This is a genomic window from Variovorax sp. GW821-FHT09D05, assembly GCF_059416325.1.
This window is the reverse complement of the sequence record NZ_JBWKOZ010000005.1, coordinates 554919-576774: the sequence shown is the minus strand read 5'-3', so window position 1 is coordinate 576774 and position 21856 is coordinate 554919. Positions and strand designations below refer to the sequence as shown.

Genomic DNA, 21856 nt, shown 5'->3' with positions numbered 1-21856 from the left:
GAGCTTCAAGCTGAGAGAGGGTGTTTTCGAGAAGATCCGCCGGGTCTTGGGCGTTGTCTTCGGAAGCTACCGGCGTGTGAGGCCGGGCTATAGTCTTGGTAGCCATTTTTGTGCGTTCCTTCCAAGGCAAGTGCACGAACTTGGTTAGACGGCTGGGGTGCTCGTAACACCTCGGCCGTCGCCTTTTGATACCTCGCATCTGCATCGCTGCTTTCGCACCGACAACCTGCCGCGAGGCAAGCAGCCTTCGAACATCTAGGTGGCTTGGGTGTGTTGCGCCTTTCTTCTTCCCTTGTTGGGGTATCGAGTGACAGGGGCATCCACTCTAGAGAAGAACCCGGCGAAATAGCCGCTACATGCGACATGAAGTCTCGGCGACCGCCAACAAATGCAGCTTCCGCAGCGGCTCTGAACGATCACGCCGACGGGGTGCCTTGCGCAGCGAAATAAAGGAGGAGGCCGCAGGCCGGGGGACATTCGCGGAGCAAGGTACCCCATCGGCGTGAGCGTCGCCCCGAATGAACCCGAGCCCTACGGCATCCCGCGCGCCAACAGATGGTCGACCAACCGGCGCTGCGGAAAGCTCAACGCCTCCTGCCGCGTGCACAGATACATCCGTCGTGAAGCCCAAGCATCGGTGAGATTGATGAAACGCAGCTTCATCTCCTTGCGATAGGTCACCGCAGCCCCCTCGGGCAGGATGCCCACGCCCATGCCCGCTTCGATCATCCGGCACACCGCCTCGAAGCTCTTCACGCGCACACGCAGCTTCAGCACCTTGCGCGCGCTCATGGCGGCGTCTTCCATCGTTCGGGAGATGGCGGAGTCGTCTTCCAGCCCCACGAAATCGAAGTCGAGCAGTTCCTCGAACGACACCTCGCGCCCGCGCCACGGATGCTTCTGCCGCACGATGGCCACCAGCCGGTCGGTGCGGTAGGGAATGAAGTTGAGCGCCGGGTCGGCCGCCTCGCTGGTGATGACGCCCACGTCGGCCTGCCGGTCGCGGATGGCCTGCACGATGTAGACGCTGCGGTGCTCTTCCACGCTCACGCGGATCTCGGGGTAGCGCTGGCGAAAGCTCGCCACGTCGTCGGGCAAGAACTGGCCCATGGCCGAGGCATTGGCATGCAGCCGCACGCGGCCGGTGGCGCCCTGTGCGTAGTCGGACAGGTCGGCCCGCATGCGATCGACGTCGCGCAGGATCTGGCGCGCATGCATGGCCAGCGATTCGCCGGCGCCAGTGGGCGTCACGCCCTTCGAGGTGCGGTTGAGCAGCGCGACGCCCAGGTGGCCTTCGAGAATGGACAGGCGGCGGCTCGCGGCCGACAGCACCATGTGGCTCTCGGCGGCGGCCTTCGACAGGCTGCCGTGCTCAATGGCGCGCAGGAAAAGCGCCAGCGAATCGAGGTCGGGTCTCATCGGGTTCTCGTCGTGCTGCGGGGGCCGCCATTGTCGGGCCAGCGGGCCAGCGGGCCGGCTCGAGACGGCCGAAATCCTTTCGGTCGATCGCACCTGCAAAAGACAGATCTTCCGTAAAGCGCCGCGCTTTGCCAAAACGAAGAAGCACTTTCAGAAGACAAGGCGGAAGAATCGTTGCTGCCTCGCCGTCTACCCCGGCGAGGCATCTCGCGAGCCGGCCCTCTACCGGGGCCACGCCCGCATTTCAACGAGTCCTACCCGGAGTCTTTTTCAGTCATGGCATCCCACGAACTGGCCAGCGTTGCGCTGGACGACAAATACACGGCCACAGAAGGCCGGATCTACCTCAGCGGCATCCAGGCGCTGGTGCGCCTCATGCTCGTACAGAAATGGCGCGACCAGAAGGCGGGGCTGAACACCGCGGGCTTTGTTTCGGGCTACCGAGGCTCGCCGCTCGGCGGCCTGGACGAAGCGCTGTGGAAGGCGCAGCCGCAGTTCGAAGCCAACGCCGTCAAGTTCTTGCCCGGCGTGAATGAGGAGCTGGCCGCCACCGCCGTCTGGGGCACGCAGCAGGTGCACCTGACCGGCGAAAGCACGGTCGATGGCGTGTTTGCCATGTGGTACGGCAAGGCACCCGGCGTGGACCGCTGCGGCGACGTGTTCAAGCACATGAGCCATGCGGGCACCTCGCCCAACGGCGGCATCCTGCTGGTGGCGGGCGACGACCACGGCGCGTCTTCTTCCACGCTGCCCAACCAGAGCGACCACCTGTTCGCCGCCTCGATGATCCCGATGCTCTATCCGCAGAGCGTGGAGGAATACATCGAGCTGGGCCTGCACGGCTTCGCGATGTCGCGCTTCGCAGGGCTGCCGGTGGGCTTCAAGGCGCTGGCCGACACGGTCGAATCTTCCGGCTCTATACCGGCCGGCGCGCTCGACGAGCACACGCGGCTGCCTTCGGACTTCGTGTTCCCGCCCGGCGGCGTGCACGCGCGCCTGTCGACCGACACGCTCGGCGTGCAGGCGCGCAAGCAGGAAGCGCTGATGCAGGACTACAAGATCTACGCCGCCATCGCCTATGCGCGCGCCAACCGGCTGAACCGCGTGACCATCGACTCGCCCAAGGCGCGGCTGGGCATCGTGGCCTCGGGCAAGTCGTACCGCGATGTGCTCGAAGCGCTGGAAGAACTCGGTATCGATGCAGACGAGGCCGCGCGCATCGGCATTCGCCTCTTCAAGGTGTCGATGCCGTGGCCGCTGGAGCCCGATTCGATCCGCGAGTTTGCCGACGGGCTCGAAGAGATTCTGGTCGTGGAAGAGAAGCGCCAGATCGTCGAGTACCAGCTCAAGGAGCATCCCTACAACTGGCGCGAAAACGTGCGCCCGCGCGTGATCGGCAAGTTCGACGAACAGGGCGAGTGGGTGCATCCGCGTGGCCGCTGGCTGCTGCCGGCAACGGCCGATTTCTCGGTGGCGCAGATCGCGCGCGTGATCGCAGGGCGCGTGGCGCGCTTTCACACCAGCGACCGCATCCGCATGCGGCTCGCCATTCTTGACGCGAAGGACGTGGTGCTGGGCAAGGCCGTGGCCACGCCCTCGCGGCCAGCCTGGTACTGCTCGGGCTGCCCGCACAACACCTCGACCAAGGTGCCCGAAGGCAGCCTCGCGCTCGCGGGCATCGGCTGCCATGTGATGGCAACGGCCATCTACCCCGAGCACAACAAGACGACGACGCACATGGGTGGCGAAGGTGCGCCATGGCTGGGGCAGGCGTGGTTCTCGAAGCGCAAGCACGTGTTCGCGAACCTGGGCGACGGCACGTACTACCACTCGGGCTCGCTAGCGATACGCGCGGCCGTGGCCGCTGGCGTGAGCATCACCTACAAGATCCTCTACAACGACGCGGTCGCAATGACGGGTGGGCAGCCGGTCGACGGGCCCATCACCGTGCCGCGCATCGCGCACCAGATGGCGGCCGAAGGCGTGAAGCGCCTTGCGCTGGTGGCAGAAGACCCGACGCGCTGGGCCGACCGCAGCGTGCTGCCGCCGGAGCGCGACGGCTTCGTGCTCACCGTGCACCACCGCGACGACATGGACACGGTGCAGCGTGAGCTGCGCGAGTTCGAGGGCGTGTCGGTGCTCATCTACGACCAGGTGTGCGCAGCCGAGAAGCGCCGCCGTCGCAAGAAGGGCAAATTTCCGCAGGCCGCGCGGCGCGTGTTCATCAACGACGCGGTGTGCGAAGGCTGCGGCGACTGCGGCGAGCAGTCGAACTGCACCGCGCTGCTGCCAAAGCAGACCGACCTGGGCCTGAAGCGCAGCGTGGACCAGAGCGCGTGCAATGCCGACGAGTCGTGCATCAAGGGTTTCTGCCCGAGCTTCGTGACGGTGGAAGGCGTGAAGCCGCGCAAGCAGGCGCCGGTGGCGGCAAAGGCTCCGGCGGAAGAGGCCGCCCTGCCCGATCCGGCACCGCTCGCGCTCGAAGGCATGCACAACATCCTGATCACCGGCATCGGCGGTACGGGCGTCATCACCATCGGCGCGCTGATCGGCATGGCGGCGCACCTCGAGGGCAAGGGCGTGAGCGTGCTCGACATGACGGGCATGTCGCAGAAGAACGGCTCGGTAACGTCGCACGTGCGCATCGCGCGCGACGCGGCGCAGCTGAAGGCGCAGCGCATTCCTACCGGCGAGGCCGACCTGATCCTGGGCTGCGACATGCTCACAGCTGGCGCGCCCGATGCCATCGCGCGCATGCGGCCGGGGCGCACCTATGCGCTGGTCAACACCTTCGAGCAGCCGACGGGGCATTTCGCGCAGCAACCCGACTGGGATTTCCCGGCCGCGCAGGTGCGCGCGCTGATCGAAGAATCGGTCGAAGGCCGCGCGGACTTCATCGATGCGACGCAGTTGGCAACGCGGCTCATGGGCGATGCGATTGCGGCAAACCTGTTCCTGCTGGGCTTTGCGTTCCAGAAGGGCTTTGTGCCGCTGTCCGCCGAGGCATTGAACAAGGCCATCGAGATCAACGGCGTAGCCGTGAAGGCGAACCAGGCTGCGTTCCGCTGGGGCCGCAAGGCGGCGCTGGATCTTGCCGCAGTAACGCTTGAAGCCGCGCCTTCGAAGGTGGTGGCGCTGCAGCGGCCGCAGAGCTTCGAGGCGCTGGTGGCGGACCGCACCGCATTCCTCACGGCGTACCAGAACGCGGCGTATGCGCAGCGCTATGCCGAGCTGGTGGAACGCGTGCGCGTGGTCGAACAGCGCGAGCGCGGCAGCATGCAGCTGGCGAGGGCCGTGGCATCGGGCCTGTTCAAGCTCATGGCCTACAAGGACGAGTACGAGGTTGCGCGGCTGTACACCGACAAGCGCTTCATGGAAAAGCTGGGCGAGCAGTTCGAAGGCAAACCGGTGCTGCGCTTCCACCTCGCCCCGCCGGTGCTCGGCCGCCGCGACGCCGAGGGCCGCGCGGTGAAGACGAGCTTCGGGCCGTGGATGATGAGCGCGTTCCGCCTGCTCGCGAAGTTGCGCGGCCTGCGCGGCACGGCGCTCGACCCGTTTGGCCGTACCGCCGAGCGCCGCATGGAGCGGCAGCTGATCGAGGACTACCGTGCGATGGTCGAGGACGTGCTTGCGCGTTTCGATCGCATCGACTTCGACACCGCGCTGTCGCTGGCACGGCTACCCGAGCAGATCCGCGGCTTCGGGCATGTGAAGGAAGAGAGCGTGGTGTCGGCGCGCGTGCGATGGGGTGCGCTGGTGAAGCAGCTGGACGTGGCGCCAGCCGCCCGTGCACGCACCCCGCAGCAGGCGCAACCCGTGGCGGCCTGAGCCCCGAGCCAGCGGCATTCGAGGGGGCCTGCCGGCGATCAGGGCAAAATTCTGATCGCCGCGCCGGTCGGCCCCTGTCTCCCATGCCGCCAATCACGCCCGCTCCTGCGCCACCCCCAACCCGCCCGCGCCGCCGCTACCGCGCGGCAGCCGCATGGGCGGCCGTACTCGCACTGGCGCTGCTGCTGATCGGCCTCGCAGCCCAATGGGCCGCGAGCCGCGAAGCTAACTTCCAGGCCGACTCGATCCGCCGCGCCATGGAAGTCCACGTGCTGGGCCTGCGCGATGCCGCCGGCAAGTACAGCTACCTCCCGTTCACGGCAAGCCTGCATCCGGATGTGCTGGCCGCGCTGGCCCATCCGCAAGACTCGGCGGTGAAGCAGCGCGCCAACCGCTACATCGAGGAAGTGAACCGCCAGGCGGGCTCTGATGCGCTCTACCTGATCGACCTGCAGGGCATGACGCTGGCGGCCAGCAACTGGGCGACGCCGCAGACCTTCGTCGGCGAGTCGTATGCCAACCGGCCCTACTTCATCGACGCCCGCGCGGGACGCAACGGCTTGTTCTACGGTGTGGGCCAGACGACCGGCGAGCCGGGGCTCTTCATTTCGGCACCGGTGCGGCCGGACGGCGGCGCAGTGCTGGGCGTGGTGACGGTCAAGGTCAGCCTGCGCCAGTTGCAGGATGCCTGGACCTTCGCGCGCGACCCCATCTTGCTGACCGACGCGCGCGGCATCGTGTTCCTGAGTTCGGTGCAGTCATGGATGTACCAGGCCACGCGAGCCCTGGGCGCCGCCGAGATCGAAGGCATGCGGCGCGACCAGCAGTACGGCGCGCGCACGAACTTTCCGGCGCTGCCGTGGAAGGTCGATCGCGACGAAGGCGGGCCCGGCTACCTCGTGCGCACCGACCTCGGCGGCCAGCCGCGCCGCTTCCTGGCGGTGGACGAGCCGCTGCCCGATCTCGGCTGGACGCTGACGGTGATGGCCGACCATGCCGAAGTCACTCGCGCGCGCGAACGCGCCTGGATGCTGGGCCTGCTGTGTGCCAGCCTGCTGCTGCTGGGCGGCCTGTACTGGCAGCTGCGCGAACGCCGCTTCGCCGAGCAGCGCGATGCGCGGCGCGACCTGGAACTGCGCGTGCGCGAGCGCACCCACGAACTCGACGAGGCCCACGCCTTCCGCAAGGCGATGGAAGATTCGCTGCTGGTGGGCATGCGCGCACGCGACCTCGACGGCCGCATCATCTACGTCAACCTGGCCTTCTGCGAAATGACCGGCTACGGCGCCGACGAACTGCTCGGCCGGCTGCCGCCCTACCCCTACTGGCACCCTGACGACGTGACGCTGCACTGGCGCCACTACGACGCCATGATGAGCGGCGAGCCCGCACATGCGGGCTTCGAGTCGCGCCTGCGGCACCGCGACGGGAACGAGGTGATCACCATGGTCTACACCGCCGCGCTGATCGACGCCGACGGCAAGCACAGCGGCTGGATGAGCTCGGTGGTGGACATCACCGAGCAGAAGCGCGCCGAACTGCGCCAGCGCCAGAACGACGAGCAGCTGCAGCACGCCCAGCGCCTGGCCAGCCTCGGCGAAATGGCCTCTACGCTGGCCCACGAGCTGAACCAGCCGCTGATGGCGCTGAGCAATTTCGCGAGCGCCGCCAAGGCTTTTGCGGAACAGGGCAACCAGCAGTTGCTGGTCAGCAGCCTCGACGAGACCATGGCCCAGGCCCAGCGCAGCGCCGAGATCGTGCGGCGCATCCGCGGCTTCGTGCGCCAGCGCACCGCAGGCACCGAAGACTGCGCGGTGGCGGCGCTGGTCAGCAACGCGCTGGCGCTGCTGCAGGGCGAGATGCGCATGCGCCAGGCGCGCGCCGAGGTTCGCATACCGGCAGGGCTGCCCGAGGTGCGCGGCGACCGCGTGCTGCTCGAACAGGTGCTGCTGAACCTGCTGTCCAACAGCCTGCACGCCATGCAGGCCACGCCACCGGAACAGCGGCTGGTGGAGATCGAGGCCGAGGTGCTCGAAGGGCGCATGCACATCCGCGTGGCCGACCGCGGGCCGGGCATCGACGCCGCGCTGGCCGAGCAGGTGTTCGCGCCCTTCTTCACCACCAAGACCGGCGGGCTGGGGCTGGGCCTGAACATCTGCCGCACCATCGTCGAGGCCCATCGCGGCCGGCTGTCCTTTGCCAACCGGGCCGGCGGTGGCACAGTTTTCACCCTCGAACTGGAAATCACACCCCAATGAACGCCATGAGCGCTCTTGCCAACAACCTGTGCGTGGTGGACGACGACGAGGCCGTGCGCCGCTCGTTGGGCCTGCTGCTGCTGTCGCGCGGCTATGCGGTGCAGACCTTTGCCTCGGGCGAGGCCTTTCTGGCCGGCGCCGATTTGCAGCGCGCGGGCTGCGTGATCCTGGACCTGCGCATGGACGGCGTGAGTGGCCTGCAGGTGTTCGATGCGCTGCGCGCACAAGACAGCCCGCTGGTGGTGATCTTCCTGTCCGGCCACGGCGACATACCGATGGCCGTCGAGGCCGTGCAGAACGGCGCCTTCGGCTGGTTGGAAAAACCGTGCAACGACGAACGCCTGCTGGACAGCATTGCCAAAGCATTGAAGCAAGCCGGCGAGATCGCCGCGCGCCGGCAGGCCCGCCAGGCCGCGCAGGCACTGTGGGACAAGCTGACGCCGCGCGAGATGCAGGTGGCCCGGCTGGTGGCCGAGGGCAAGCCCAACAAGCAAATCGCGCAGGAGCTCGCGCCGCTGGAGCAGCGCACCGTGGAAACCCACCGCGCGCATGTGTTCGCCAAGCTGGGATTGGCGAACAGCCATCAGTTGGACCGGTTCCTGCGGGAACACGCCCTGTAGCGACCCGACTGGAAGCAAGGGGGCCCAATGCGCGAGCCCATGGCAGGACCGGAAGTGGCTCGGCGAGCTTCTTGCTTGACCTCATCGCCGCAGCCAGTCGCGTTGCGCAGGAGGACTCCGATGCCGAACTTTTACTTGCCGCTCTCTGGCAATGTGCGCCAGGAAATCAATCCCTGGACTTGGTTTACCAAGATCGCCAATGGGCAGCTTGGGTTCATCAACATCAATATGGGCAAGTCGTCAGACCCTGCTCTGGAGCAGCAGATTCTGGATGACGTCGGAAGCTACGGACGGCAGATTGGACAACTCGGTGATGCGCTGGAGGCGGTTCTCGCGCACATGAAGACCGACACCTGGGAGCCCAAGGCCAAGGAAGCGGTCGATGCCTTCAGGTTCCAGCTCGCCGAGATTCGCCGGCTGAAGCAGAGCCGGGCTGACAACAAGACCTGACATTTCTCGGCGGCATATCGAACTGACCTGGGGCGGGCTTTGCGACGTCTTCTGGTCCGGGGACCTCACCAAGGCCGTGCCGTTTCAGTGTCGTTGCATCGCAGCGCTGCTCTCGAGTTGATGGCAACTTTCGGCGAGGACCAAGCGTTCGCAGCGCCTATGCTAGGCGGTCAAGAACAAGTTCCCTCCCCGGCCACTGCCGCGAGACAACCCGACCATGCACTCGACCGGAACCCTGCGCGGCATCGCCGCGATGCTGTTGGCTTGCGCCTTCTTTGCCTGCATGGACGCGCTGCTCAAGAACCTGGCCGGGCACTACCCGCCGGTGCAGGTGATGGCACTGCGCGGTCTCACGGCTCTGCCCCTGGTGTGCCTGTACATCGCCTGGCGGCGCGAGGCAGCCGGCGTTTTCAGCCGCCGGCTGCGTTGGCGCCTGCACCTGCTGCGCACTGCGCTGAACATGACGATGCTCGTGCTCTTCGTCCATGGCCTGAAGACCCTGGGCCTGGCAGAGGCCTACACACTCACTTTCATCGCTCCGATGCTGATGGTGCTCATCGCCGTGCCGATGCTGGGCGAGTCGGTCCAGCCGCGGCACTGGATCGCGATCGGGCTGGGCTTCATCGGTGTCGTGATCGCACTGCGGCCTGAGCAGGGTGCCTTCCTCTCGGTGGGCGCTCTGGCGATTCTGGTGGCCGCAGTCTGCTATGCGCTGTCGAACATGCTGGGCCGGCTCATCAGCCGCACCGAATCGAGCGCCGCGCTGGTCTTCTGGACCACGGCCGGCATGGCAGTGGGCGGCGGTCTGCTGTCGGCGCCGCAATGGGTGCCAATCCAGGCTGAACACACGTGGGTGCTTGCGGGTTTGGCCATCAGCGGCTTTCTGGGCCAGATGGCTATCGCCGAGGCCTTCCGTCACGGTCAGGCCGCCGCCATCGCCCCCTTCGAATACAGCGCCCTGGCCTGGGCGCTTGTGCTGGACTGGGTGTTCTGGCAGGCCGCGCCCGACGCATGGACGCTGGGCGGCGGGGCATTGATCGTTGCGAGCGGACTGTGGCTGGCGCGAAGCGAGGCGCCAAAATCTGCTCGGCCAAAGAGGCAGGCCACCTGATCCGCGGCGAAGCGGGCGTGCGAAGCCGCATCGGGCAGACAAGATCAACGGCTCAGGGCGCCAGCGTGAGCTTGAAGATCTGGTTGCCGTTGGATGCGCCCACGTAGATGGTCCCGTCGCTGGCGACCGCCACACCAATCGGAAAATTGAAGATGATCGCCGCGCCGGTGCTGTCCCGCAGTGTGCTGATCTCGCCCGCAGGCGTGACCACTCGCGCCACGCCATCCCAGGCATGCGTCAGGAACACGTTGTCATGTGCATCCACCGTTACGCCGTAGGAATAGCCGAGCTTGGCCGGCGTGGCGGCCGTTCCGTCGACCACATTGGAAACAGCGTTGCCGTTGCAATCGCCCAGCAGCGTGCTCACTGTGGCGCTGGCCACATCGATCTTGCGCAAGCATGTGCCGTCGGTGTCCGTGTCGTACAGCGTGCTGCCATCACGGCTGATCGCCAGGCCCTGCGGGCGCGCCATCTGGGCGGCCGTGCCGACTCCGTCGAGGTAGGCCTGCGTGCCGTCGCCCGCGAGCGTGCTCGTGGTGCCATCAGCTGCGACCTTGCGCACGCGCTTGTTTTCCAGGTCTGCCACGAACAGGTTGCCTGCGCTGTCCAGCGCAATGCCGGCGGGGTCGTTGAACATTGCAGCGGCCGGGCTGTCGGCGTACCCGCTGGTGCCACTGCCCACCCAGGTGCTGTAGGTTGTGGCGTTGGGGGCGATCTTGTTGATGCGATGCTGGTCGCTCACGTACAGGGTACCGTCGGCGGCCAGTGCCAGGCCATACGGCGTGTTCATGGTCGTCCCCGGCGTTACTTCCGCGCCGCTGCCGCTGGCCGTGTCGATCCTGTAGACCGAACCATTGCCTCCCATGGCCACGTAGAGGTTCGCGCCGCTGGCATCCAGAACGAGTTGATAGGGACGGTTGTATGTCACCCCGGTGGTCGCCAGCACGTTGGCGACCCAGGGTTTGACCGTCAGCGTGGCGGCATGGCTGGTCACACTGCCATTGGGGCCCGTCACTTGCACGCGCAGCTGCTGGCCGCTGTCGGCCAGTTGATTGGCAGCTGTGGTGAAGCTGTCGCTGGTGGCGCCGGAAACATCGGTCCAGTTGGCACCGCCATCAACGCTGCGCTGCCACTGGTAGGTCGTGGCACGCACAGCCTGTACCTTCAACATGGCGGTCACGCCCTGGCCAATGGTGGTATCCGATGGCTGTGTCGTGATGGAGGGCGCGGTGTCTTCCTGCGTCGGTGCCGGCGTCTGCGTTCCCTGAGGAGCAGGTGCAGGAGCGACAGCGAAGCCGGGGAAGCCGCCGCCTCCTCCCCCACCACCGCCGCAGGCGGCCAGCACGAGGTTCATCATCAGCAGCGCGGCAGGTGCACGCCATGCGCGGGAAACGGTACGAGTGGTATTCATGATGGGCCTTCCTTTTTTCAAGTGGAGTGAACGAGAAGGCCTCCACGGTAGGGTCGGCAACGCCTGCGATCTAGTGTCGAAGGTCATCGCCGAGCAGCAAAAAAAGATGCTCAGGAGCGCATGCAAGCGTGCGTCGTATCGTGCCGCGTCAGCGATGCAAGGGCCTGCAGCAGCCTGTCGGCAGCCACCGGCTTGAGTAGCACCTGCAACCCGGAGTCGAGCATCTGCCGCTGTCGTTGCGGCGCGGTTTCCCCGGTGATCAACAATACCTGCAAGCCAGGGCTGAAGCGCGCGCTCAGTCGCTGCGCCGCGGCAAGTCCGTCGGCACCGTCGGCCAGCCGCACGTCGCACAACAGAACTTCGACAGGGGTACTTCCATGTGCGGCTTGCACCAGCACGGCCTCGGCTTCGGCCTCGCTGGCCACTGCATCGATGGTTACGCCGTGGGCCTGCAGCAGCCCGGTAACGGCCTGGCGGATCGCGGCTTCATCATCGATGAGCAGCACGCGCTGCGGCAATGGCAAGGCAGCGCCTGGGCATGCAGCGAGTGGCACGACACCCGAGGCGGTCACCGCCGGAAGCACCAGGCGAAAGCGACTGCCGTGATGCAGGCGCGAGCGCACCTGCAGCGGGTGCGCCAGCAGGCGTGAGAGCCGCTGCACGATGGACAGGCCGATGCCCAGTCCCTGTGCTCGATCGCGCCCCGGATTACCGATCTGGTAGAACTCGTCGAAGATGCGGCCGAGGTGCTCATCCGCGATGCCGATGCCGGTATCGCATACGTCGATCCACACCAGCGGACCGCGCGCGCGGGCTGCCACCACCACGCCGCCACGCGCCGTGTACTTGAGCGCGTTGTCCACGAGATTGGACAGCAGCCGCTGCAACAGCTGCGGATCACTCAGCACCCAGCAAGGCGTGGCACGCAGCCGCAGTTGCAGATCCCGATCGGCCGCCTGCGCCACGAACACATTGTTGAGCGCGAGGAACAGCGGATTGAGCTCCACGGGTCGAATCTGCGGCGCCACCTCGCCAGCATCAAGTCGCGAGATATCCAGCAGGATGTCGAGCGAATCGCCGAGCGTTCCAACCGCGTCCATCAACCGCACCGCGTGATTCCATTCCTCGGTGCCCTTGAGCTTCTTCTCAATGACGGCTCCGAACAATGCGATGGCGTGCAGAGGCTGGCGCAGATCGTGGCTCGCCGCGGCAAGAAAGCGCGTCTTCTCCTCGCTGACACGCTGGGTTGCGGCAATCTGATGGCTCAGCTGCTCGGCCAGCGCCTCCTTTTCGAAACGCATGGTCAGCGCAGCTGTCAGCAGCCGATGATGCTGCAGCGCGAACATGATCATGACGCACATGTACAGCAGGCAGCCGGTGGCAAGGAACAGGTGCGTGCTATCGCCGCGCCAGGCCAGCGCCAAGGTCAGGCTCGCCATGCTGGGCACGATGAAGCGTGGAATGTTGCGCTTGAGAACTGCCAGCGACAGTGCTCCGCCGGCGCAGCCGCCCATCATCATCACGATGACCATGACCCAGAGCCCCAGGTTGCGCCCCGGCGGAACGCACAGCCACGGCGCCAGGCCCCAGACACAGGAGCGCAGCAACACGTTGCGCGCATTGAAGCGTGCCCAGTACTCGGGATGGGCGGCAGCATCAGGACTGCGCTGGTAGCGCCGATAGGCTCGTCGCAGCGTTAACGCCAGGTGCAGTGCCATCCACAGCAGGACTTGCCAGCGCCACGTGGCCACGAACAGGCCGATGCCCAGCGACTGTGCCGTGAGGAAGTCCGCGAGATAGGCTGCCGGCGCGTTGGCATGGACCGCGGCCACCTGTTCGCGCAGCACCCGCTCGGCCAACTCGGGCGGATGCAAGTCATTCATTGCAGGCATGCGGGGCATCGCCACGTCGAAGGCCGCACGGCGCGGTGGGCTCACTTCAGACTGCTGATGAGCTGGGCTCGCGAGCGCACGCCGAACAGCAACAACAGGGTAGACACATGGTTCTTGACCGTGCCCTCGGTCAGGTGCGACAGCTGTGCGATCTCTTTGTTCGACTTGCCGGCCAGCAGCCAGTCGAGGATTTCGACCTGGCGCGCATTGAGCTGCGGCTGCAACTCAGTCGTCGCCGTCGCTGGCGTCGTGCGGACAGCGACAGGGGCCGTGGACGGCGAGGCTGGCAGAGCGACCAGATCGTTGTCCCTCACGTAGCGCAACACCTCGCCCAGGTGACCTGTCTTGGGAAGAAAGGCCTGCGCCCCGAGCGCCATCACCCCTTGCATCAACGCATGGCTGTCCTTGCCCGATAGCACGACCACGCGCGATGCAGGAAAGGCACGCCTGAAACGCACCAGGGTATCCAGGCCCTGGGAGTCGGGCAGATCGAGATCGAGCAGCACCAGAAGATGCGACGTGAGATGGAACTCGTACAAGCGCAATGCGTCGGCCAGGGAGCGTGCCTCGTACACCGGCACGCTGCCGGTCTCCGCAAGCAGCAGCGCCCTCAGGCCCAGGCGCACCAACTCGTGGTCGTCGACCACCAGGATGCCCCGCGCCGGTATGGCAACGCTGGCCTCGCTACGCAACGGCGCGGCATGCAGCGGCAGGGGGGTGGCAGTAGCCATGGTCCGGGCATCTTAGTGCGGATGGCTGCGAACCTGAAATGACCAAAGTCATGAGATCCGCGGCTCTGCCATGAGCAACATCTGCCATCGGTAGGAGGTTCGGGCTTCACAACATCGCGCGACGTTTCCCCATATCGACACCATCCTGCATCTTTGGATGGAACGCCTTAAGCAGCAGGGCGGCATTGAAATCACGCATGTCTCCACCGGAGAGCCACACAGTCCTGATCGAACTGATGAGCGATCAAGCCGCTCTCTCGTTGCTCACTACCGGTTCGGTTTGGCGCTGACGCTCGTGACGCAGAGGTTCAATTGCCGCGCAAATAGAGAAAGGCATAGGCAGAAGGGCATATGCCTTCGGGACATCTCATTGCAGGGCGTATTGAGCAATCGGCCCGCAGACCGGCATCTCTCTCGTTGCCGCCGGGGTACTCAATACGCCAGCGGTTTGGACGGCATTTCCACCGAAGCTAAAGGTGAGCTGCTCGTACTCGCTACTTGGACCACGCGGCTTGTCTGCTTGGAGCGTGTCGGCAGCTCGAACCGCGGCTTGCCAAGCACTTGAGTCGCCACCCGCGATGCGAACCGCCGTATCAAGAAACGCACGCCGAAGCACGACAGCTTGTTGAACAGCCCGGGCACAACCGTGCGCTTTCCGCGCAACATCGCGCGGCAGCTAAATCATCTGCACCACGACCTTGCCCTTGGCGCGCCCACTGTCGACGTAAGCCAGAGCTTTGTGGGTGTCCTGAAACGGGAATACTTTGTCGACGACCGGACGGATCGCACCAGATTCGACGAGGGCGGTGATCTCGCGCAACTGCGCCCCATCAGCCCGCATGAAGACGAAGGTGTATTCACCCCCGATCTTTTTTGCCTTCTTCCTGATGCCGAAACTCAGCAGGCGCAGCACCTGCTGGAGCGGCCAGGCCAGTCCTCGCGCGATGGCGAACGTCGGGGTGGGTGGCCCGGAGATGGAGATGAGATGCCCGCCCGGCTTGAGAACCTGGAGGGATTTGTTCAGCTCGTTGGTGCCGAGGCTGTTCAGCACCACGTCGTAGCCGCGAAGCACCGTGGCGAAGTCCTGCTGCTTGTAGTCGATGACGACGTCCGCGCCCAAGGCCTTCACCCAGCCGATGTTGGCCGTACTGGTGGTCGTGGCCACGAACGCGCCGAGGTGCTTGGCAAGCTGGATGGCGGTGGTGCCGACGCCGCCGGAGCCGGCATGGATCAGCACCTTCTGCCCCTTCTTCAGCTTGGCAGTTTCGACCAGCACCTGCCAGGCCGTCAGGGCCGCCAGAGGAACGGAGGCGGCCTCGACCATGCCGAGATTCGCGGGCTTCAGCGCCAGCGACGACTCCTTGACGGCAATGAACTCGGCGAAGGTGCCGATGCGATCGTCGTCAGGGCGTGCATAGACCTCATCACCGGGCTTGAAGTTGCGAACGCGAGCGCCGACCCGCACGACCGTTCCGGCCATGTCGTTGCCCAGGATCAGGGGGAGGCGGTAGGGAAGAATCAGCTTGAATTCACCGCTCCTGGTCTTCGTGTCCAGGGGATTGATGCTCGCCGCGTGGATCCGGATCAGGACGTCATCGTCCCGGACCTCGGGGTCGGGCATTTCGCCGATGCGGCCAACTTCTTTCTTTCCGTAGCGATCGATGATGAAAGCTTTCATGGGGTACTTTTTTCAGTCATTGAGGAAGGCCAGCGCCTTGGGCACGAACTCGCCGTGGTACTGGAAAATCCCGCCATGTCCGGCGTCCTTGTAGATGACCAGTTGTGAGCCAGGAATGCGACGCGCCATGTCATGGCTGTTCACGGTGGGCACCATGATGTCGTTGTCGCCATTGGCGATCAGCACAGGGATGCGGATGCCGCCCAGATCCTGCGGCACCTGCCGGCCCCAGGCCTTGATTGCCTTCAACTGTCGCAGGAAGGCACTGGGCGTTGGCCCATTGTCCCGATCCGTCTTGCGCTCCTTCAACCGCTCCAGGAAGGCTTTGGCGGCTTGACGACCATTGGCCGTGGAGGTGAAGAACAGGTAGGTCTTCGGATCGCGCAGTGTCAACAAGCCTTTGACCATCAGCGGCCAGGAGACCGCCCCTACCTGGTCGATGCCTTTGCCGCCCGCCGGCCCCGTACCGGTCAGGATGAGCCGGCGCACCAGGCCGGGGGCTTTCAGCACAATGTCCTGCGCCACGAATCCTCCGAGGGAGAAGCCAAGCAGATCGACCTTCTCGAAACCCAGCGCGTGGATCAGTGCGATCGCATCCCGTGCCATCGCGTCGATGGTCACAGGTGCCGTTCCGCCCGAAGCGCCAATTCCCCGGTAGTCGATGGCGATGATGCGATGCCTGCGGGAAAGCCCATCGACGATACGCGGGTCGAAATTGTCGAGTACCGCGCCCCAGTGGTTGAGCAGAACCAGCGGCACGCCACTACGCGGCCCGAGGTCACGGTACGCGAATGCAGTCCCGTCGACATCGATCGATCGGGTGGCGGTGTCGATGTAGGGCACGCTCGATCCTGGGTGCCGGTCGGTAGGGGTCAACGTCATCGTCATCGTGTTGGCGGTCAGGCGTTCACATCGACGATGGTGCGCCCCTGGACCTTCCCTGCGAGGACTTGACTGGCGACATCAGGCACCTCTGCCAGGCCAATCACCTTGATGGTCCGTGCAAGCTTGCCCAGATCCAGGTCGCTGGCCAGGCGCGACCACGCCTGCAGCCGCACAGGCTGCGGCGCATTGACCGAGTCGATGCCGGCGAGGGTGACGTTGCGCAGGATGAACGGCAGCACGGATGCCGGCAGATCCGCGCCCTGTGCAAGACCGAAAGCCGCGACCACCCCGCGATACCGGGTCTGCGCCAGGACGTTCGCCAGCGTATGGCTGCCCACCGAATCGATGGCCCCGGCCCACCGCTCCTTGGCGATCGGCGCGCCCGCTTCGGACAGGGTCTTGCGGTCGATGACGTCCGCCGCGCCCAGCGCACGCAGGTAGGCGGCTTCGTCGAGTCGGCCGGTCGACGCGATCACGCGATAGCCCAGGCCCGACAGCAATGCGATGGCCACAGAGCCGGAGCCGCCATTGGCGCCGGTCACCAGGATGTCTCCACGCTCGGGCGTCAGACCGCCATGCTCCAGTGCGAGCACGGCCAACATGGCGGTGAACCCGGCGGTGCCGATGGCCATGGCATCCCGGGTCGAAAAGACCTCCGGGATCTTGACCAGCCAATCACCGCTCACCCGCGCCTTCTGCGCGAAGCCGCCGTGGTGCGTCTGGCTCAGTCCCCAGCCGGTCGCCAGCACACGGTCGCCGGCGACGAGGCCGGGGTAGGTCGACGACTCGACGACACCGGCAAAGTCGATGCCCGGAATCAGCGGAAACTGGCGAATGACCGGTGACCGGCCACTGAGCGCCATCGCGTCCTTGTAGTTCACCGTCGAGTACTCGATCGCGACGGTGACGTCACCCGGCATCAGATCTTCGTCCTTGAAGTCGACCAGGCTGCTTGAAATGGTGTCGCCAGTCTTGCTGGCGAGCAGTGCCTTGAATGTCATGTGCCGTCCGTTCCGTTCTGAAGCTTTTTGCCGTTTCAGGCGACGGTTCGATAGCGCTCTGCCACATGCGCCTGCCGGATGTCCCCGATCAAGGTCTGCCGTGCCGCGTTCAGCACCTCCCAGCGCGCGCCATCATGCAGCGGCGGGATGGTCACGAGTTCGCGGCGGTCGAATCCGACCAGTGCGGCATCTACCAGTTCTTCCACTCCCATCAGATCAGGCATCGAACTGCTGTCGATGCCCGCGCGCTCCCAGATCTCGGTACGGGTTCCGGCTGGCAACACCGCCTGCACGTAGACACCCTTGGGCGTGAGCTCCAGGCTCAGCCCCTGGGACAGGAACAGCACGAAGGCCTTGGTCGCGCCGTAGACCGACATGCCGAACTCGGGCGCCAGGCCGACCACCGAGCCGATGTTGACGATCGCGCCTTTGCCGGCCCGCGCCAGGCGCGGGGCGACGGCGCTCGCCAGCCTTACGAGTGCGGTGGTGTTGAGGCTGACCAGGCGGGCGACATCGTCTGTCGATTGGTCGATGAAGTGACCGGACAGTGCAGCCCCGGCGTTGTTGATCAGGGTTTCGATCCTGGCGTCTTCGCGCAGGCGTGTCTCGACTGCGGCCAAATCGCCGGGCTGGGTCAGGTCGGCCGGAAGGATATCGACGGCAGCGCCGGTTTCCTCGCGCAGGCGCGCAGCGAGCGTTTCCAGCCGCGCCTTGTCGCGTGCCACCAGCACAAGGTCGTGGCCGCGGCGTGCGAAGCGGTCGGCATAGATGGCGCCAATGCCGGTCGAGGCGCCCGTGATGAGAACAGTGGAATGGGATGTCATGTGTTTTCTCTTGATCGAAAAGGTCGTTGGTCAGGCAGAAAAAGGGGGTGCGGGCGGCATCACTCCTTCAGGAACTGGATCGCGTGTTGCCCCAGCGGCTAGAGGCGAATTTGTCGTCATCCACCTCGAAGAAGGGGGGCAGTCAGGTGGGCATCGCTCATTTCCAGAAGCCTTCCGAGGTGAGTCGGCTTAATGATGTCGATTGTCATCTTTGTTGTCAAGGGGTTTGATGATGATTAACATCAATGTATATTCATGACTTCACTGATGGCACATCTAGAGAGATCCTGGACATGAAGGTCACCAAAGCGCAGGCCCAGGCGAACCGGGCACACATCGTCGAGACGGCCTCCACGCTGTTTCGCGAGCGAGGCTATGACGGGGTGGGGATTGCGGACTTGATGGCGGGCGCAGGATTCACCCATGGTGGCTTCTACAAGCACTTCGGGTCCAAGGCCGACCTGATGGCAGAAGCGGCAACATGCGGTTTTGCGCAGACGGCGGCCAAGGCCGAAGGCGTCGATGCGATGGAGTTCGTCAAGCACTACTTGTCCCGTGAGCACCGCGATGCTCCTGGTGACGGTTGCACGATGGCCGCACTATGCGGAGATGCCGCGCGTCAGACGGAGTCGATCAAGACGGCTTTTGCGGCCGGCGTTGAAAGCTTGCTGGCGAACCTGGCAAACCAGTGCGGCGCGACCGAGGAAGGCGATCAGTGCGGCGACGCGCGTGCCAAGCGGATCGACGTCATTGCACAGGTAATCGGCGCAATAGTGCTGTCACGGGCGTGTCCTGACGACTCACCACTCGCCGATGAAATTCTGGATGTCTGCCGCACTGCAGTCCTGTCGAGGCTTTCCTCGCCGACCCTTGGCTCCTCCCCTGCCTAGATCAGCCAGTCCAGTTTCTTGCACACGCTGAAAGATGACCGCTTTGCGGATTTCGACGTTTCCGCTGACCGTTAACCCGCCAAGACCATCCCCATCGGAACTCACTCGCAGAGCTTGATCCAGCGTTCAAGTCGCCCCACCACACGCGGAGTATTGAGCCGGGCAATCGACCCTTCCATGTCCTCGGCGCCTTCGCTCTGGCACAGCAGTACAACCTCTTCACGCACCGCGCCAGTACCAAAGAACCCTTCGCGATCAAGTTGTTCCATCGCAGCGACGCAGGCTTCGAAGAGGCCCGCGTGCAAGACGTCGAACTCAACACTGCAGGGCAAGTCGTTGCGGTGGCAGGGCAGAATCATGCGGTAGGCGATGTCGAGGAACTCGTCGCCCTCCGAATGGGGCCACTCGGCGGAGCACCAGATCTCGCTTTCGTCGTCCATGTCGCCGGGCTCGCCCAGCGCAAGAATGCCAGCGGCGTGGACGATGGTCATCGCGCTGTCGTCACTGCCGAGCGCGAAGAGGCGGATGGTTTCGTCGGGGTGGGCCGCGCGAATGGCCTGGAAGGCGCGGCGAGCACCATCGCGAATCTCGGCGCTGAGCAGGGGGAAGTCGATGCGAGCCGGGTCGTGTGTGCCCTGGCGCACCCGCTTGTAGCCCTGGGCCTCGATCTCGCTGCTGCGCTGCACGAGGGCGTCCTTCGCGGCCTGCGGACTGGCAAACTCGGCGACGCTGGAGCGCCCCATGGTTTTCACCTTGCCACTCGCGGCCCACAGTGAGCTGCCGAACTGGCGCAATTCGTGGAAGTCGGTGGGCACCTCGTTGTCGAAGCGGTAGAACAGTGACCATGTCATGGCGGCGAGAACTCCTTCTGGCGGGGCGCGGTGTCTCCTGAATTTGAACATCAGCTTGTGCGCAATCACGCTGCCCGTTCGACCCACTGGGCGCGCCAAGCGGGGGCGTCGAAGGGATCGGCAAAGTATTGAGTCTCGCGCGACACCTTTCCACCCCGGAACTCCATGATGCTCACGGTGAAGGCGCTCTTGCCACCGTAGTCGATCGCATACTCGGTTATCCAGAGACTGCCCTCCCCCACGATCCGCCGGACCACAAACCCAGATGGCTTGCCGGGGTGATGGCTGCGAAGTGCCTGCAGGTTGTGCCGGCCGTGGATGATCTCGCCTGACTGCGGGTAGGTGCACACGGCATCGTCGTGATAGATCTCATGCTCGACGACCTGGTCGCCTGCGGCGGACGCAGCCCAATGTCTGTCGATAGCCGTCCGGATGATCTGCTCTTCCATCATCGACCTCCATTGCGAGCCCGTTTGCTTGCGGCACCCCATTCTAGGTATTTACCCTTGCGTACCGATACGTAGCCGCCCGGCGGCAGGCTACGGACGACAACCCGGCGGCGGCCGGACAGACTCGGCGGGACGGCTTCGCGCGGCTTTGCGGCGGGCCGCAGCAAGAGACAAGCAAGGACCCCTTTCCATGACCGCCATCGCAAGCAGTGCGACCGCCGGCGCCTCCAGCCCCGACGCGACCACCGCCAACAACACCCCCTACACCTTCGAAGAAAAGCGCAAGCGCATCTTCGCCATCTTTGCCGCCTCGTCCGGCAACCTGGTGGAGTGGTTCGACTTCTACGTCTACGCTTTCTGCGCCATCTATTTCGCGCCGGCGTTCTTCCCCAAGTCCGACCCCACCGTGCAGCTGCTGAACACCGCTGGCGTGTTCGCTGCCGGCTTCCTCATGCGCCCGATCGGCGGCTGGCTGTTCGGCCGCCTGGCCGACCGCAAGGGTCGCAAGACTTCGATGGTGACTTCGGTCGTCATGATGTGCGTGGGCTCGCTGGTCATCGCCTGCCTGCCGACCTATGCACAGATCGGCGCCGCTGCGCCCGCGCTGCTGCTGGCCGCACGGCTGCTGCAGGGCCTGTCGGTCGGTGGCGAATACGGCACCACCGCCACCTACATGAGCGAAGTGGCAATGCGCGGACAGCGCGGCTTCTTCTCGTCGTTCCAGTACGTCACGCTGATCGGCGGCCAATTGCTGGCGGTGGTTGTCGTGGTGGTGCTGCAGCAGGTGCTCGACGAGGCCGAGCTCAAGAGCTGGGGCTGGCGCATTCCGTTCGTCATCGGCGCTATCGCCGCGGTGGTCGCACTCATGCTGCGCCGCACGCTGACCGAAACCGCCAGCACCAAGACCCGCGCCGCCAAGGGCGCCGGCTCGATGCGCGAACTGTTCACGAACCACAAGCGCGCCTTCTTCGTGGTGCTGGGCTACACGGCCGGCGGCTCGCTGATCTTCTACACATTCACCACCTACATGCAGAAGTACCTGGTGAACTCGGCCGGCATGTCGATCAAGACCGCAAGCAACGTGATGACGGCATGCCTGTTCATCTACATGTGCATGCAGCCGCTGTTCGGCGCGCTGTCGGACCGCATCGGCCGCCGCACCAACATGCTGCTGTTCGGCGCATTGGGCGCGCTGATGACGGTGCCGGTGCTGAGCAACCTGCAGAACGTGAGCAGCCCGCTGGTGGCCGGCATGCTGATCACGCTCGCGCTGGCGGTGGTGAGCTTCTACACCTCGATCAGCGGCATCGTGAAGGCCGAGATGTTCCCGCCCGAGATTCGTGCACTGGGCGTAGGCCTGTCGTACGCGGTGGGCAATGCCATCTTCGGCGGCAGCGCGGAATACGTGGCGCTGGGGCTGAAGTCGATCGGGCACGAGTCGTACTTCTACTGGTACGTGACAGGGATGATGGGAGTGGCTTTCCTCGTCAGCCTGCTGCTGCCGAAGCAGGCCACATACCTGCATCACGACAAGTAGAGAGAGCGACAACGCAGGACG

General features: G+C 65.2%; 17 protein-coding genes. 7 read left to right on the top strand and 10 right to left on the bottom strand.

Translation table 11 applies throughout. From position 1 onward, the window contains the following. Positions 1–531: 531 nt before the first annotated feature. Positions 532–1419, bottom strand: a complete 888-nt coding sequence (locus AC07O3_RS16945; protein WP_093058171.1) for a LysR family transcriptional regulator — start codon at positions 1417–1419, stop codon at positions 532–534. A gap of 276 nt (positions 1420–1695) precedes the next feature. Between AC07O3_RS16945 and AC07O3_RS16940 the strand changes: the two genes are divergently transcribed. The 5 genes from AC07O3_RS16940 to AC07O3_RS16920 all read left to right on the top strand — a co-directional run bounded on the left by AC07O3_RS16940 (position 1696) and on the right by AC07O3_RS16920 (position 9686). Beyond that, positions 1696–5247, top strand: a complete 3552-nt coding sequence (locus tag AC07O3_RS16940; RefSeq protein WP_495339874.1) for an indolepyruvate ferredoxin oxidoreductase family protein — start codon at positions 1696–1698, stop codon at positions 5245–5247. A gap of 83 nt (positions 5248–5330) precedes the next feature. Continuing rightward, complete coding sequence (locus tag AC07O3_RS16935) at positions 5331–7505, top strand: sensor histidine kinase (RefSeq protein WP_495339873.1); 2175 nt, start codon at positions 5331–5333, stop codon at positions 7503–7505. 5 nt (positions 7506–7510) lie between these two features. After that, positions 7511–8125: a response regulator transcription factor gene (locus AC07O3_RS16930; protein WP_307616502.1), complete on the top strand. Its 615-nt coding sequence runs from the start codon at positions 7511–7513 to the stop codon at positions 8123–8125. A 120-nt stretch (positions 8126–8245) separates the two neighbouring features. Next, complete coding sequence (locus AC07O3_RS16925) at positions 8246–8575, top strand: hypothetical protein (RefSeq protein ID WP_093058168.1); 330 nt, start codon at positions 8246–8248, stop codon at positions 8573–8575. A gap of 217 nt (positions 8576–8792) precedes the next feature. Beyond that, the gene (locus tag AC07O3_RS16920) at positions 8793–9686 is read left to right on the top strand and encodes a DMT family transporter (RefSeq protein WP_097198472.1); all 894 of its coding nucleotides are present in this window, start codon (positions 8793–8795) and stop codon (positions 9684–9686) included. A 52-nt stretch (positions 9687–9738) separates the two neighbouring features. On the opposite strand, the gene AC07O3_RS16915 is transcribed toward AC07O3_RS16920, so the two are convergent. The 7 genes from AC07O3_RS16915 to AC07O3_RS16885 form a co-directional block, all read right to left on the bottom strand. Further along, positions 9739–11097 (bottom strand): DUF8696 domain-containing protein, encoded by a 1359-nt coding sequence (locus AC07O3_RS16915; protein ID WP_495339872.1) that lies wholly within the window; start codon positions 11095–11097, stop codon positions 9739–9741. 110 nt (positions 11098–11207) lie between these two features. After that, positions 11208–12956, bottom strand: a complete 1749-nt coding sequence (locus AC07O3_RS16910; RefSeq protein ID WP_495339871.1) for an ATP-binding response regulator — start codon at positions 12954–12956, stop codon at positions 11208–11210. A gap of 74 nt (positions 12957–13030) precedes the next feature. Next, positions 13031–13720 carry a response regulator transcription factor gene (locus tag AC07O3_RS16905; protein ID WP_495339870.1) on the bottom strand — a complete coding sequence of 230 codons (690 nt, stop codon included), beginning with the start codon at positions 13718–13720 and terminating at the stop codon, positions 13031–13033. A gap of 676 nt (positions 13721–14396) precedes the next feature. After that, complete coding sequence (locus AC07O3_RS16900) at positions 14397–15398, bottom strand: NADP-dependent oxidoreductase (RefSeq protein WP_495339869.1); 1002 nt, start codon at positions 15396–15398, stop codon at positions 14397–14399. A 12-nt stretch (positions 15399–15410) separates the two neighbouring features. Further along, entirely contained in the window at positions 15411–16241 is an 831-nt protein-coding gene (locus AC07O3_RS16895; RefSeq protein WP_495339868.1) for an alpha/beta fold hydrolase, read from the bottom strand. 56 nt (positions 16242–16297) lie between these two features. After that, positions 16298–17284 carry an acrylyl-CoA reductase (NADPH) gene (gene acuI / locus AC07O3_RS16890; RefSeq protein ID WP_495339867.1) on the bottom strand — a complete coding sequence of 329 codons (987 nt, stop codon included), beginning with the start codon at positions 17282–17284 and terminating at the stop codon, positions 16298–16300. Between the two features lie 35 nt (positions 17285–17319). Then, positions 17320–18108, bottom strand: a complete 789-nt coding sequence (locus AC07O3_RS16885; protein ID WP_495339866.1) for an SDR family NAD(P)-dependent oxidoreductase — start codon at positions 18106–18108, stop codon at positions 17320–17322. A 293-nt stretch (positions 18109–18401) separates the two neighbouring features. Here AC07O3_RS16885 and AC07O3_RS16880 point away from each other — a divergent pair, with 293 nt between their 5' ends. After that, positions 18402–18998, top strand: coding sequence for a TetR/AcrR family transcriptional regulator (locus AC07O3_RS16880; protein ID WP_354339209.1), 597 nt, complete (start codon positions 18402–18404; stop codon positions 18996–18998). A 101-nt stretch (positions 18999–19099) separates the two neighbouring features. Here AC07O3_RS16880 and AC07O3_RS16875 read toward each other — a convergent pair whose 3' ends face one another. Together AC07O3_RS16875 and AC07O3_RS16870 are read right to left on the bottom strand one after the other, a co-directional pair. Then, positions 19100–19918, bottom strand: a complete 819-nt coding sequence (locus tag AC07O3_RS16875) for a DUF4303 domain-containing protein (protein WP_495339865.1) — start codon at positions 19916–19918, stop codon at positions 19100–19102. Next, positions 19915–20298: a nuclear transport factor 2 family protein gene (locus AC07O3_RS16870; RefSeq protein ID WP_495339864.1), complete on the bottom strand. Its 384-nt coding sequence runs from the start codon at positions 20296–20298 to the stop codon at positions 19915–19917. Before AC07O3_RS16870 ends, AC07O3_RS16875 begins: the two co-directional genes overlap by 4 nt. 190 nt (positions 20299–20488) lie before the next feature. On the opposite strand from AC07O3_RS16870, the gene AC07O3_RS16865 reads away from it, so the two are divergent. Beyond that, positions 20489–21835 (top strand): MFS family transporter, encoded by a 1347-nt coding sequence (locus AC07O3_RS16865; RefSeq protein ID WP_093080502.1) that lies wholly within the window; start codon positions 20489–20491, stop codon positions 21833–21835. The last annotated feature ends 21 nt before the right edge of the window (positions 21836–21856 follow it).